General features: G+C 64.3%; 9 protein-coding genes and 1 pseudogene. 6 read left to right on the top strand and 4 right to left on the bottom strand.

The window, feature by feature from the left end:
* Positions 1 to 48: 48 nt before the first annotated feature.
* A complete protein-coding gene (locus ACPFL9_RS20875) occupies positions 49 to 747 on the bottom strand; it encodes an ABC transporter ATP-binding protein (protein ID WP_426004974.1) in 699 nt (232 codons plus the stop codon).
* Positions 748 to 770: 23 nt separating this feature from the next.
* Positions 771 to 1,847 carry an ABC transporter permease gene (locus ACPFL9_RS20870; RefSeq protein ID WP_426004973.1) on the bottom strand — a complete coding sequence of 359 codons (1,077 nt, stop codon included), beginning with the start codon at positions 1,845 to 1,847 and terminating at the stop codon, positions 771 to 773.
* 194 nt (positions 1,848 to 2,041) lie between these two features.
* Between ACPFL9_RS20870 and ACPFL9_RS20865 the strand changes: the two genes are divergently transcribed.
* The gene (locus tag ACPFL9_RS20865) at positions 2,042 to 3,352 is read left to right on the top strand and encodes a sensor histidine kinase (protein WP_426007628.1); all 1,311 of its coding nucleotides are present in this window, start codon (positions 2,042 to 2,044) and stop codon (positions 3,350 to 3,352) included.
* Here ACPFL9_RS20865 and ACPFL9_RS20860 read toward each other — a convergent pair.
* Positions 3,316 to 3,408, bottom strand: a pseudogene (locus ACPFL9_RS20860) (LuxR C-terminal-related transcriptional regulator); the annotation flags it as partial. The gene ACPFL9_RS20865 and the pseudogene ACPFL9_RS20860 sit on opposite strands and share 37 nt — an antisense overlap.
* A gap of 166 nt (positions 3,409 to 3,574) precedes the next feature.
* Between ACPFL9_RS20860 and ACPFL9_RS20855 the strand changes: the two are divergent.
* The 5 genes from ACPFL9_RS20855 to ACPFL9_RS20835 all read left to right on the top strand — a co-directional run bounded on the left by ACPFL9_RS20855 (position 3,575) and on the right by ACPFL9_RS20835 (position 13,306).
* The gene (locus ACPFL9_RS20855) at positions 3,575 to 7,420 is read left to right on the top strand and encodes an NPCBM/NEW2 domain-containing protein (RefSeq protein ID WP_426004971.1); all 3,846 of its coding nucleotides are present in this window, start codon (positions 3,575 to 3,577) and stop codon (positions 7,418 to 7,420) included.
* Positions 7,421 to 7,538: 118 nt separating this feature from the next.
* On the top strand, positions 7,539 to 9,521 hold the full coding sequence (locus ACPFL9_RS20850) for a penicillin-binding transpeptidase domain-containing protein (RefSeq protein WP_426004969.1): 1,983 nt from the start codon (positions 7,539 to 7,541) through the stop codon (positions 9,519 to 9,521).
* A gap of 43 nt (positions 9,522 to 9,564) precedes the next feature.
* Positions 9,565 to 11,247: an ABC-F family ATP-binding cassette domain-containing protein gene (locus ACPFL9_RS20845; protein ID WP_426004968.1), complete on the top strand. Its 1,683-nt coding sequence runs from the start codon at positions 9,565 to 9,567 to the stop codon at positions 11,245 to 11,247.
* A 101-nt stretch (positions 11,248 to 11,348) separates the two neighbouring features.
* A complete protein-coding gene (locus tag ACPFL9_RS20840; RefSeq protein ID WP_426004967.1) occupies positions 11,349 to 12,116 on the top strand; it encodes a DeoR/GlpR family DNA-binding transcription regulator in 768 nt (255 codons plus the stop codon).
* Positions 12,113 to 13,306: an MFS transporter gene (locus ACPFL9_RS20835; RefSeq protein ID WP_426004966.1), complete on the top strand. Its 1,194-nt coding sequence runs from the start codon at positions 12,113 to 12,115 to the stop codon at positions 13,304 to 13,306. Before ACPFL9_RS20840 ends, ACPFL9_RS20835 begins: the two co-directional genes overlap by 4 nt.
* Here the strand turns inward: ACPFL9_RS20835 and ACPFL9_RS20830 are convergent.
* Positions 13,251 to 13,955, bottom strand: a complete 705-nt coding sequence (locus ACPFL9_RS20830) for a phosphatase PAP2 family protein (protein ID WP_426004965.1) — start codon at positions 13,953 to 13,955, stop codon at positions 13,251 to 13,253. The genes ACPFL9_RS20835 and ACPFL9_RS20830 overlap by 56 nt on opposite strands.
* Positions 13,956 to 13,986: the final 31 nt, after the last annotated feature.

Raw genomic sequence — 13,986 nt, 5'->3', positions numbered from 1 at the left:
GTCGCATTTGTGCGCGTTTTGAGCGGTCTAAACGCGCTTAAGTGCGACTCAGTTGGGTTGTGGGGCGGGGGTCAGGGCAGGGCTGATCCGTCCGTCGCTCATGGTCGCAACAGAATCCGTCAGGGGTAAGAAGCCCGTGTCGTGAGTGACCATCACCGTTGCTGTCGAGAAGTCGTCAGTGATGCGCCGAAGCAGCCGCACGATCGACTCGCTGCGTTCGTGATCCAGTGCCGCGGTCGGCTCATCCACCAGCAGGACGGACGGGCTGCCCATCAGCGCCCGGGCAATGTTGACGCGTTGGCGCTGCCCTCCTGACAGCTGATGCGGCTTCTTGCCTGGAGCGCCGCCCAAACCCACGACGTCCAGCAGATCCTCCGCCTTCCTGCGTCCTTGCCGCGGCGGGATGCCCCGCAGGTGACAGTGGATCAGCAACTGCTCGACGGCGGTCAGTGACGGCAGGAGGTTGGGTTGCTGGAAGATGATGCCCACCTTCTCCCGGCGCAGGGCAGCCCTTTCGGCTTCCTTGAGGCCGGTGACCTCCTGCCCGTCGATGATGACAGACCCTGAGCTTGGCTTGATGAGGGTCGCTGCCACCGCCAGGAGGGAGGACTTTCCCGATCCGGACGGACCGACAAGGGAGAGGAACATGCCGCTGCCGACTGTCAGGTTTACCGCATTCAGGGCGGTCAGCGTCGATTCACCGTCCGGGTATTCGAGGCTGACATTTACGAGTTGGAGGGAGCTCATGTGTATTCCTTTCCGGGAATTCTTTAGTTGCCGCCGAGTGCAAGCAAAGGGTCGATACGGGTGACACGACGGACTGCGAGGACGGACCCGAGCAGGCCCAGGACGATGATTCCGAGCACGGGCAGGACGGTGGTGAAGGGTGTCAGGAGGAAGGGCGCTGCCTGCACGGCGGCGAGTCCTCCCGCCAGCCCCAGCACTCCACCTGTCACAGACCCGGCCAGCAGAACCACCACCGCTTGGGCCAACGCGTCGCGCAGGACGTAACCGGACGAGCCGCCAAGAGCCCGGAGTACCGCGATGTCGCGCGTGCGCTGCACCGTCCACACAGTGAGGAACGCGACGATCACCAGGGCGGATATGCCGTACAGAAATGCCTGCATGAGCATGAGGGATCCGTTCTCGCTCTTGTAGCTGGCCAGGGCCTGGAATGACGCAACAGGGTCGGCGCTGACCGTGCCGGCCGCCGCATTGGCGGCGTCGGTATCCAAGGAGGTACCGCCGTCGTGGGTTACTCCCAGGACCGTGGCCTTGCCCGGTGCCGCGTGGGCAATGGTCCGCCAATCCCCCAGCGTGGTCCACACCACGGAGGTATGTGAATACCACTGGTCTTCCACCACGCTGGAGACGGTGAGGTGCAGGCCGCCCACCTGGACCCGGCTGCCTTCCCGCAGGTCCAGTTCGCGGGCAACGCCCTCGCCGATCACCGCGGTTCCTTCCTGCACCCGCGGGCCAAGCGAGCCGCCGAAGACTGCCACGTTCGCCGTTCCCGTTGCCGCGCCGTCCGCGGCCAGGGACTGGAACCGTGACTGGCTGATGCCGAGCTCCTGGACGGAAGCCACCCCCGGCTGCTCCCGCCAGGTGGTGAGCTGGCCGGTGGAGACCTCGGACTCGGTGAAGGACGCCTTGGGCTCCCCGCCGGCAGGGGCTCCGAACACGATCTGCTGCACCGGCAGAGCGGCGATGGCGGACGTGGACTGGTTGGCAAGCCCCGCCGTCAACCCGGAGAGCATGACGAGCAACAGGGTGATGAGGGCGATCACGCCGCCCATGAGTACGAAACGTCCTCTCGCGAAGCGGATGTCGCGGATGGCTAGAAACATCGGATTCCTTTGGTTCAACCCGGGCTTGTCCCGGCCCTTTCCACTCTTCCGGCCAGCACTCCCGGGCACATCGGGAGCGGGATGGATTGGGCCGGGACAAGGGGTTGAGGGTGCCGTCAACCGAATGGTTGATTCCGGCTGGAGGGCGGGGAATTCCGTCCCGCGCGGTGCGCGCCGCGGATACGCTGGAAGGCGTGCAGGACCAACCCAAGCCCGACGCCCGGGAGACGCCCACCGGTGCGATTCTCCGCGTCCTCCGTGTGAGCTTGCATGTGGGATTTGCCGTCCTGTTGCTGGTGGCCGTGGTCCGGCTGTTGCTGGGAGCCGGCGGCAGCAGGACACCGCTGTCCTTGGGTGCGGGCCTTGTGCTGTCCGGCGCGTTGGCCTTGGTGTATCTTGCCGGGACTTTCCTTGAGAAGCGCCACGCCAACTCCCCCGATGCGTTTGATCCCGCTCCGTACGCGCGCTGGTGGCTGGCCGCGGTAACGCTTCTGTGGCTGCTGCTCCTGTTGGTCAGCAGCGACTTTGCCTGGGTCGCCTTCCCCCTGTTTTTTCTGCAGCTGCATGTGCTGCCGCGCCTGGTGGCGCTGCCGGTCATTGCGGCGTGCACCTTCTTGCTGATCGGGGCGCTCTGGTTCCATGGACAGGGATCGGCCGACGGCGGACTGCAGCTTGCGATGGTCCTCGGGCCTGTGTTCGGGGCCGGGTTCGCCGTGGTCACCGGCATGGCCTACGGAGCCTTGTTCCGCGAGGCCGAAACGCAGAGAAGGGTTGCCGGAGAACTGCTCCGGACCCGCGCCGAACTTGCGCGGACGCAGCATGAGGCAGGCATGGTGGCGGAGCGGGAGCGCCTGGCCCGGGAAATCCACGACACCCTGGCCCAGGGCTTCTCAAGCATCGTCCTGATGGGCAGGTCGGTCGGGAAAGCCATGGACGCCGGCGACCTCGAGTCGGCGAAGGGCCTGCTCAAGGTCGTCCAGGAAACGGCATCCGCCAACCTGGCCGAGGCCCGCAGCTTCGTGCGCGGCCTGCGATCGCCCGACCTCGCGGAGTCCGGGCTGGTGGCCACCCTGCGCGGACTGTGCGAAAAGACGGAAACCGAGGCTGCCGCCAGGGGAACAACAATGCGTGTCCGGTTTCAGCTGGTGGGTGCCCCTGTTGACCTCCCGAACGCCTTCCAAACCACCCTGTTGCGGGCCGCGCAGGCCTCCCTCGCCAACGTGTGGAAGCATGCGCAGGCGCGTGCCGCCGTCGTGACCTTGTCCTTTCTTGAATCCGAGGTGACCTTGGACGTGTTTGACGACGGCGTCGGTTTTGAACCCTCGACGGCGGCCCATGCGGTGCGTGGCGACGGTAGCGGCGTCGGGCTTTCCGGCCTGCGCGAGCGGCTTGCGGCGCTGAACGGGAGCCTGGAGGTGGAGTCGGCGCCGGGTGAGGGGACCGTGGTCGCAGCCCGGCTGCCCCTTCCCGAGGCTGTCCTGTTGTCCACGTCGAGCTTGGCGTAGATGTGCACCAGGTGGGTCTTCACTGTGGCCTCTGAAATGAACAGTTGCTTGGCCAGGGTCGCACTTGTGCGCGTTTTGAGCCGTCATAACGCGCACTAATGCGACTCAGTTGGGTGCGAATTTAGGTGAAACGGTTGACCTTTCGCCTTCAAAGAGTGACGATTAGTGCACGTTTCGCTATGAGTTAGATCACAAACTATCACTCGTCGAAAGAAGTCACCCATGTCCGCACCCCTCAAGGGCTTATCCGGCGCTGCGCCCAACAGCCCACGATGCGCCCCGCTTCCGTTCCTCAGGAAGGCCGCGTCGATCGGCTTGGCAACGCTCCTGCTGGCCGGAACCATCCCCACCCTGGGCTTCACACCGGCCGCGGCCGCCCCAGGCGCCCCGGCAGCGATCAAACCCGTCACTCCTGAAGTCCCCGTTGATTCCGCGGGAGTACCCCTCGGGGCGGTGACCGGATACACCCAGGCGGGAAACGTCGTCGAGCTTTCAGCCGAAAAGGGTGCGATCCGCGTGACGTTCCTCGATGACGGGAACTTCCGCCTGGAGGCCGACCCCAGCGGCACGTTCACCGACCCTGCCAATACTGACCAAGGCGACCCGGCCCGGACCGCGAACATCGTGGTCGGCAAGGACAAGTTCCCGGGCGCTAACCCAGAGGTGACCGACGGCGACTGGATTGTCCTCAAGACGGCCAGGATCAGTGTCCAAATCAACAAGGCCACTACCCGGTTCCGTGTTGTGAGGGCGGACGGATCTTTGGTGCTGCAGGAAACCGCGCCCATCACATTTGGGGCGACCACGGCAACGCAGCACCTGGCCCAACAGGACGGTGAACAGTTCATCGGCGGCGGCATGCAAAACGGCCGTTCCGTCCACACCGGGGCCCTGATCAACATCGCCAGGAACTTCGACTGGGATGACGACGGCTACCCCAATGCCGTCCCCTACTACATGTCTTCCAAGGGCTACGGCGTCCTGCGCAACACCTTCGCGCGCGGTTCCTACAACTTCGCCGGCCAGCCCACCACCACGCACGAGGAAAAGCGGTTCGACGCCTACTACTTCGTGGGCGACTACAAACAGTCCCTCGGGGCTTACACCACGCTGACCGGCAAGCCGATGATGCCCCCGGTCTACGCGCTGGAATACGGCGATGCGGACTGCTACAACCGGTCGAACCCGGGCTACTCCTCCTCAGGCTACGGCGATCCCGACGGAGCCAAGCAACGCACTCCGGATGCCATCAAAACCGCGCGGAAGTTCGTGGAAAACGACATGCCGGCCGGATGGATGCTGGTCAATGACGGTTACGGCTGCGAATATCAGCAACTCCCGGAAACCGTGGACAACATCGAGGAAGAGACTGACCTGAAAGTTGGCCTCTGGACCCAGCGTTCCCTGACCAACCAGGAATACGAGGTAGGCGAGGCCGGTGTCCGCCTCCGCAAGCTGGACGTCGCGTGGGTGGGCCAGGGCTACCGCCAGGCGCTCACCGGATGCGAAGCCGCCCACAGCGGAATAGAGCAATACTCGAACGCGCGCGGCACCTCGCTGATGGTTGAAGGCTGGGCAGGTTCCCAGCGGTGCGGCATGCAGTGGACCGGTGACCATTCAGGAAACCTCGACGCCGTCCGCTGGCAGGTCCCGGCACTCACCGGAGCCGGGAACTCGGGTCTGGCATTCTCCACGGGCGATGTCGACGGAATTTTCGGCGGCTCACCGGAGTCTTACGTGCGCGATCTCCAGTGGAAAGCCTTCGCTCCTGCGCTGTACTCCATGTCCGGATGGGCCGCGACTGACAAGCGTCCGTGGTTGTACGGCGAGGAAGCAACCGCGATCAACCGCCATTACCTGCAACTCCGCCAGCAGCTCATGCCGTTTATCTATAGCCTGGCGCAGGAGTCTTCCACCACAGGTGTTTCCATGATGCGCTCCATGGCGCTCGAGTTCCCGGACCAGGAATGGTCCTACGGCGCGGAGGCCAACAACCAGTTCATGCTCGGATCGGATTTCCTGGTCGCTCCGGTTTTCACCCAGACAGATGTCCGCAACGGAATATTCCTGCCGGCAGGCTGGCAGTGGGTGGACTACTGGTCCGGCAAGCTGTACCAGGGCGGCCAGATCCTCAACGGCTATGACGCACCCTTGGACAAACTTCCTGTCTTCGTGCGGGCGGGCGCGGTGATCCCGCAAGGCATCGTGGCCAGGAATGCTTCCCTGGTTCCCGAAGATTCCATGATCACGCTGGACGTCTATGCCCAGGGCAAGGACAGTTTCACCCTCTACGAAGACGACAAGGTCACCCGGGAATACAAAGAGGGCAAGTCCTCAAGCCAGCTCTTCGAGGTGGACGCCCCGGGCAAGGGCAACAGCAGCGTGAAGATTTCCATCGGCGAACGGAAGGGCGACTACACCGGCAAGGCAGCAGCCCGCCCCTACCAACTCAAGGTCCACGCCGGTGCTGCACCCAAGGAGGTGAAGATCGGCGGCGCGAAGCTCACGCAGCTCAGCACCAAGGAGGCGTTTGACGCGGCAAACGCCGGCTGGTTCTTCGACGAATCCACCAACGGCATCGTATGGGTGAAGACCGGAACCATCGCATCAAACCAGTCCGCGACAGTCCAGCTGCAGCAGGCCGGCCCGCTGGGTGGAAACAGCCAGGACGCGGTTGCGGCCGAAGTCCGCGTTACCACCGGGCAGCAGGTCTTCCAGGATCAGCAGACCACGGTGACAGCCGAATTCGTGAATACCGGCGCCAAGGCCAAGACCACCGTGGAACTGGCTCCGGTCCTTCCCGAAGGCTGGACCGTCATCTCCTCCGCCGGGACGACGGCGGTCACGGTGGAGCCCGGACAGACGGCAACCGCAACGTTCGTCGTCTCACCCGGCTCCAGTGCGAAGGCGGGTCAACAGACCGTGCGGGTGTCGGCGTCGTACGCTGCTGCCGACTCAACCACACAGACGGTGACCGGAGGCAACTCCCTCTACGTGGCTTATGGGTCACTGGCCGCGGCCTACAACACCGTCTCGGTCACCACCGTGGCGGGCAAGGCGCTCGGAAACTTCGACGGCGGTGGCGCCACCTTCGCGGCCGAACAGCTGGCTGCCGCACCGGTACCGTCGGGCGGCGTCCGGCCAGGCAGCACGGTGACGGTGGATGCGGGGAAGCCCACCCAGGTTGATTACACATGGCCGTCCGTTGGGCCGGATGTACCCAATTCGGTAGCACTCTCCGCCCAGACCATCGCGGTCAAGGGCAAGGGAACGCACTTGGCTGTGCTGGGCTCGGCAGCCGTCGGCAACGGCACCAGTCCCGTGCTGACCTTGACATATGCCGATGGGAGCATGGAAAAGCAGTCCGTCTTCTTCCCCAACTGGCTGCAACCTTCAGTCCTGAACGGTGCCGTGGTGGCGGTCTCTGAGCAGGGCCGCAACAACGCCAACGGACCATCTCCGGAGTACACGCAGTACAAGTACCAGGCCTTCTCGAACACGGTCCGGCTCAACCCCACCAAGGAACTGGCCTCGGTCACGCTGCCCACGGACACACGCGTGAAATTCTTCGACTGGAAGGTGGTTTCCCAGCCGCTGCCGGATGTTCCGCGAGGTTCCGTGTACGCCTCGGAAACGCCTTGGGTGCAAGCCATCAACGGCTATGGCGTGATCGGCAAGAACGTGGCGAACAAGGACAGCGCATCATCCCCGGACAAGCCGCTCGCCATCAACTACACCGATCCCGCCACAGGCCAACAGCCCGTCTTCACCAAGGGCCTGGGTGTGCACGCGGCCTCGAAAATCACGTATTACCTGGGTGGAAAGTGCACATCGTTCACGTCCCAGGTGGGCTTGGAGAGCGGTTTTGGCGGCAACATCATCTTCAAGGTCAATACCGACGGCGTGAACAAGTACCAGTCGCGGACCTATACTCCCGGTTTTGCGCCCGAGTCCGTGAAGGTGGACCTGTCCGGCGCAGCGTACGTGGAGCTGGTGGTTGATCCCTCCGGTTCCATCAACGGGGCACACGGCGTATGGGGTGATGCCAGGTTCACCTGCGCGCCCTAGCTGATTCCCTGGCCCTCCGGCCCGCAGCATCGTTGACCACGGCTGCGGGCCGGCGGCGTCCCGTCCGGGGTGTGGGCGCAGCAGGAAACTGTCAGGGGAACCCGGCATAATGTCGCAAATGGGGAAACTTAGGAATCTGGTCCTTGGACTCGTGGCGCTGGTGATGGCTGGATCGCTGGCTGCGTGCGACGACGGCCGCTCAGGAGCGGAGAGCGCTGCCCGGCAGCTCGCGTCCGCCCTGGAAGCGCTCGACGTCGGGCAGCTCGCCGTGGAAGGCACGGACGCTGCCGCAGCCAACGAGGAACTTAAAGCAGTATTGGGAGGCTTGGATGCCAAGCCGTCTGTCCAGTCCGGTGACGTAAAACTCGACGGCGACACCGCCACGTTCCCCCTCAACTACAGCTGGAATATCGGTTCCACCACGTGGGACTACAGCCTGGACGCCACGCTCAGGAAATCCGGTGACAAGTGGGCGGTCCAATGGAGCCCCCGCCTGCTGGTTCCTGACCTGGGTGATGGCGAAACCCTCTCCGTCAAAACCGTCCCGGCCCAGCGGGGACAGATCCTCGGTGCAGGGGATGCTCCTATTGTGGAGGACCGCCCGGTCTTCCGCGTGGGAATAGATAAGACGAAGGTGCCCGCCGAGCAAGCGGATGCCTCGGCACGGGCCATGGCTGCGCTGCTGGGGTTGGACGTTGAGGAGTACGCCAAGCAGGTAGCTGCCTCCGGTCCCCAGGCGTTCGTAGAAGGCATCGTCCTCCGTGCTTACACAGCCGAGATCACGGAGGCCAGGATCAAGGCCATTCCCGGCGGCGTCAGCATCCTTGATTCCATGGCACTGGCTCCCACCCGGACCTTTGCCCGGGCTCTTCTGGGCAGCGTTGGCCAAGCCAGTGCGGAGCAGATTGAGAAGTCCAACGGTGCGCTGCGGGCCGGTGACGCCACAGGAACGGGAGGCCTGCAGCAGAAGTACGACTCCCTGCTCCGGGGCAAGGATGGCGTTGAGGTTGTTGCCACCGCCAAGCCCGCGTCCGAAGGCGCAGAGTCCCAAACCAAGGTGCTGTTCTCCACAGCCGCTGAAGCCGGCACAACGCTCAAGACCACACTGGACATCGAGCTCCAGCAACTTGCCGAGCAAACACTGGCAGGGGTGGAGCCTGCATCCGCCATCGTCGCCATCAAGCCGTCCACCGGGGCTGTGCTCGCTGCCGCCTCCGGGCCGGGAAGCAACGGCTACAACACGGCCATGCTCGGCCAGTACGCTCCCGGTTCCACCTTCAAGATCGTGGATTCACTGGCCATGTTCCGCAACGGCGCCACACCGGACTCCAAGGTAGAGTGCCCGTCCACATTGACCGTGGACGGCCGGACCTTCAAGAACGCCGAGGGCTACCCCGAAAGTTCGCTGGGTTCCCTTGCCCTCCGGGATGCGTTCGCCCACTCCTGCAACACCGCTTTCATCAATGCCCGTACCACCGTCTCCCAGGACCAGCTTGAATCCGCCGCCCTGGCATTGGGCGTGGCGGTGGAAGCGCCAAAACTTGGGGCCGATGCCTTCCTGGGATCCGTCCCGGCCGAAGCCGAGGGCACAGAACATGCCGCTTCCATGATCGGTCAGGGCAAGGTTCTGTTCTCCCCGCTTTCGGCAGCGGTCATGGCTGCTTCGGTGGCCAACGGAGCGCCCGTGTCACCGCAGCTCGTCCTGAACGCCGATGCTGCAAGTACGCAAACACAGAACCCCGACGCCGGTACCGCCCCTGCGGAAGGCGGCACCGCATCGCCGTCGTCCGCTGCCGCTACGGTTCCGGCCTCACCAGCCTCAACCACCCCGATCACCAAGGAAGAAGCCGCAGGATTGGCGGACATGATGCGGGCAGTGGTGACCTCAGGGCACGCCGGCTTCCTCGCCGAGGTCCCCGGGGCACCGGTCGGTGCGAAGACGGGCACTGCGGAGTTCGGCAACGAAAACCCGCCAAAAACCCATGCGTGGATCGTGGCAACCCATGGGGACCTCGCAGTCGCAGTGTTCGTAGAGGACGGCGGCCTGGGTGCCACTACCAGCGGTCCTTTGCTGAAGAAGTTCCTGACAGCAGCCGGCTGACAGGCGTTCGGTGGGCTGAGAGCCTGCATGGGAAGATGGGGCAGTGGCCCATATTGACGTTTCCGGCATCGACTACTTCCTCTCAGACGGCACCCAACTGCTGAACGGCGTGACGTTCAAGGTGCCGGACGGCACCAAGACAGCCCTGATCGGACCGAACGGCACCGGCAAAACCACGCTGTTCAAGATCATTTCGGGGGACCTCACCCCGGACGAAGGCGCCGTGGGCCGTTCCGGGAACATGGGAATCATGCGGCAGTTCGTGGGCCAGGTGCGGGACGAATCCACAGTCAGGGACCTTCTGGTTTCAACGGCGCAGCCCGGCCTGGCAGCGGCTGCGAAAGCCGTGGAGGAAGCCGAGCTCGCCATGATGGAGCGGGATGATGAGCCCACCCAGATGAAATATGCCCAGGCGATCGTGGACTGGGGCGACGCCGGCGGTTATGACGTGGAGACAGTCTGGGACGAGGTTTGCATGGCTGCCCTTGGGATCTCGTTCGACAAGGCCCAGTTCCGCCGGGCCTCCACGCTGTCCGGTGGCGAGCAGAAGCGTCTGGTCCTGGAGGCATTGTTTGCCGGACCGGATGAGTTGTTGCTGCTGGACGAACCGGACAACTACCTGGATGTCCCTGGTAAGCGCTGGCTCGAGTCCAAGCTCAATGAATCCAGGAAAACGGTGCTGTTCATCAGCCACGACCGCGAATTGTTGAACAACGCCGCAAGCCGCATCGTGACTTTGGAACCGGGGATCAATGGTGCCGGCGCATGGATCCATGGTGGCGGGTTTGGTTCCTACGTCGACGCCCGTGCCGACCGGAATGCCCGTTTTGAGGAACTCCGCAAGCGGTGGGACGAGGAGCATGTCAAGCTCAAGGAACTCGTCAACATGTACAAGAACAAGGCTGCGTTCCGTTCCGACATGGCCAACAGGTACCAGGCCGCGCAGACCCGTTTGGCCAAGTTCCTGGAGGCTGGCCCGCCGGAGGCCTTGCCCATCGAGCAGAACGTGCGGATGCGGCTCAAGGGCGGGCGTACCGCCAAGCGTGCCGTGGTTGCGGAGAAGCTCGAACTGACGGGGCTCATGAAGCCGTTCTCCACGGAAATCTGGTTTGGCGACCGCGTGGGTGTCCTGGGGTCCAACGGCTCGGGCAAGAGCCACTTCCTGCGCTTGCTCGCCACCGGCGGCACGGATCCTGAGCGGGAACACCTGCCCGTCTCGGACGTGGTGATCGCTGAGGTCCCCCACCAAGGCACCGTGAAACTGGGTGCCCGCATCCGGCCCGGTTTCTTTGCCCAGACCCACGTCCGCCCCGACCTCCTTGGCCGCACGCTGCTGGAGATCCTGCATCGGGGTGACGAGCACCGCTCCGGCCTGCCCCGGGAGGCTGCGGCCGGAGCCTTGGATTCCTACGGCCTGGCCGGTCAGTCTGAGCAGAAGTATGAGTCCCTGTCCGGTGGCCAGCAGGCGAGGTTCCAGATCCTGCTCCTGCAGCTTTCCGGTGCCACCCTCCTGCTGCTGGACGAGCCCACTGACAACCTCGACCTGCACTCCGGCGAGGCCTTGGAGCGGGCCATTGATGCGTTCGAGGGCACCGTCCTGGCGGTGACGCACGACCGCTGGTTCGCCAAGTCCTTCGACCGCTTCCTGGTGTTCGGCTCGGACGGCAAGGTGTACGAGTCGGAGGAACCGGTCTGGGACGAGAAGCGCGTGGAGCGCACCCGCTGATCCTCTCCCACATCCCGTCGTGTTTGGGCGCATCCGAAGCAGGGATGAGCAAATGATCACAGTTGGTGATCAATTGCTCAAATCCATGCTACGGTTGAAGCATGGGAACTGCTGACCGTCATCGCCTCATTGGCGAACTTCTGCGCCAGCGCGAGGAAGTCTCCGTGGAGGAGCTCGTTGCGGCGTGTGGTGCCTCCGGTGCCACTATCCGCCGGGATCTCGAAATTTTGTCAGCCAATGGTGTCCTCCGCCGCGTCCATGGGGGCGCCCGCAGCCTGCTGGACCGTGGCGACAACCCCGGCTATGGACAACGGGAACTGGAAGACCATGACGCGAAGCTCCGGATTGCCAAAGCGGTGGATTCCCTCATCAGGGACCGCGCGCACGTCTGGCTGGACAGTGGATCCACGGCTACGGAGATCGCCCGTTGCCTGGGCAGGCGTACGCTGACCGTCATGCCGATGTCCCTGCACGGCGTCGATGCGCTGATGGACAGCAAAACAGGTGGGCGCTCTGACCTCATCCTCCCCGGCGGCGAACTGATTCCTGGCGAACAGTCCTTCCGTGGCCCGATGACTGAATCCAATATCCGCTCCCTCCGTTTTGACACCGCCGTCGTCACACCGTGCGCCATCAACGTCAAGGACGGGCTCCTGGCCCATGACCTCAATGACGCCGCGGCCAAACGCGCAGGCATGGAATCGGCGTCGAAGGTGATCGTTGCCGCCTCCGGCGCGAAATGGCTTGCCAGCGCGGTGGCATTGGTGTCCGCCCTGGACGCCGTGGATGTGATCGTGACCGACCTGGAACCCTCCCCTGAAATTTCTGCCCGGCTCAACAAACTCTCCGTGGAAGTTGTGATCGCATGACCACCAGCACCAAGGCCGCCCCGAACGTCAAGGCAGCCGCCGTGGCTACGTTCCTGATCTTTGGCATGAACGGCCTGGTATTCGCCAGCTGGGCCGCGCGCATCCCTGCGGTGACTGAGGCATTGAGCCTCACGTCCGGCCAGATGGGCACGTTGCTGCTGTGCGCCGCCGTCGGGTCCCTGTTGGCGCTGCCGTCCGCTGGCTGGGTGGTGGGCCGGATCGGGACCGCCAATACGGTGCGTGCGGCGGGAATCGTGGCGGGCGCTGCCGGGGTGGCCATTGCTGTTTCGCTGATTGCGGCGTCGGTCCCTGCCACCGCGATTGCGCTGTTCTTCTTCGGTATCGGCATCGGCCTGTGGGATGTCGCCCAGAACATCGAAGGCGCAGACGTCGAACACCGCCTCAAGCGCACCATCATGCCCCAGTTCCACGCTGCGTTCAGCGGTGGCGCCTTTGTGGGCGCGCTGATTGGGGCGGGACTTTCCCAGCTGGGAGTGGGGCTTCCGGTACACCTCATGGTGATCGCGGCGATCGCCGTGACGCTGGCCCTGACGGCGCCACGCTACTTCCTCCCGCACGTGGCTGCGGCCTCGGAAACGCACGACGGCGAGCGGCCGGCTTCCAAGGGGCCGTCGGCTTGGCGGGATGGACGGACGCTGCTGATCGGTGTGGTGGTGCTGGGTGCCACCCTTACCGAAGGCGCCGGCAACGATTGGATCGCGAAGGCCGCAGTCGATGGATTGGGAGCCTCGGAAGCCACCGGTGCGCTTCTGTTTGCGCTCTTCGTGGCCGCTATGACGGCCATGCGCTTCCTGGGCGGGAAGGCCATCGACAGGTTCGGTCGTGTGGCGGTGCTTCGGGCCAGCATGGCGGCTGCGGCAGCGGGCCTCGCTCTCTTCGTCTTTGCGGGCAACGTGGTCCTTGCCGGATTCGGCGCGGCCCTGTGGGGTATCGGTGCAGCGTTGGCGTTCCCCATGGGCATGTCCGCCGCGGCTGACGATCCCAAGCACGCGGCCGCCCGGGTTTCGGTGGTGTCCACCATCGGTTACGTGGCCTTCCTGGCTGGACCGCCCCTGCTGGGATACCTCGGCGACCACACCGGGATCCATCTGGCACTGCTGGCGATCGGGGCGCCTATTCTGGTTGCTCTCCTGCTTGCCGGCGTTGCAAAGCCTTTGCCTGCCAAATAGTCATGCCGTCCGCTTCGGCGTTCTCTTTGATGCATGCTTTGCGGAAAGCCACCCAAAAGAGCAGCACGGTGCCGGCGGCAAGGCAGGCGCCGCCCAGGACATCGCTGAGCCAATGAGCCAAGAGGTAGGTGCGGCTCACCATCATCGCCACGATCCCGATGGCCGCCAGCACCTTCATCCATGCGCGCCCCATCAACAGGCTCAGGATGACGAGGAAGGCTGTGGTTGCCGATACATGCCCGGAAGGGTATGAACCAGTGTCGGTGAGAACCCTGGCTCCTTCCGGCCTGTCGCGCCCGACCACTGCCTTGGCAAGCTGGGTCAGCGCCAGGGCAGTCAGTCCTGAGGTGCTGGAAAAGATGGCAGCTTTGGGTCGACGCCAGATGAAGAGGACGGTCACCAGGACGACGTGGAAGAACAGCATGCCCGCATAGCCGGCCCAGTTGAGGAAAGCGTTCACGGCATCTCCTGCCGGCGACTGCAGGGTGAAGATGTAAGCCTGCCACTGGGTATCCGCGCGGTTGAATGCCGGTTCCCCCTGCCCGGCCATGAGGATGACAGCCGGAACAAGGAAGGCGCACAGCAAAACGGTCCCTGCCGTGATCAGTTGCCAGTCCGGCCTGGTACTTGGTGACAGGACTCGGATCATCCATTCATCGTAGCCACACCGCCGTCGGCTG

This window comes from Paenarthrobacter sp. NyZ202 (genome assembly GCF_049860755.1).
In the GTDB taxonomy this organism is placed as follows: domain Bacteria; phylum Actinomycetota; class Actinomycetes; order Actinomycetales; family Micrococcaceae; genus Arthrobacter.
This window is presented reverse-complemented; position numbering and strand designations above follow the sequence as displayed.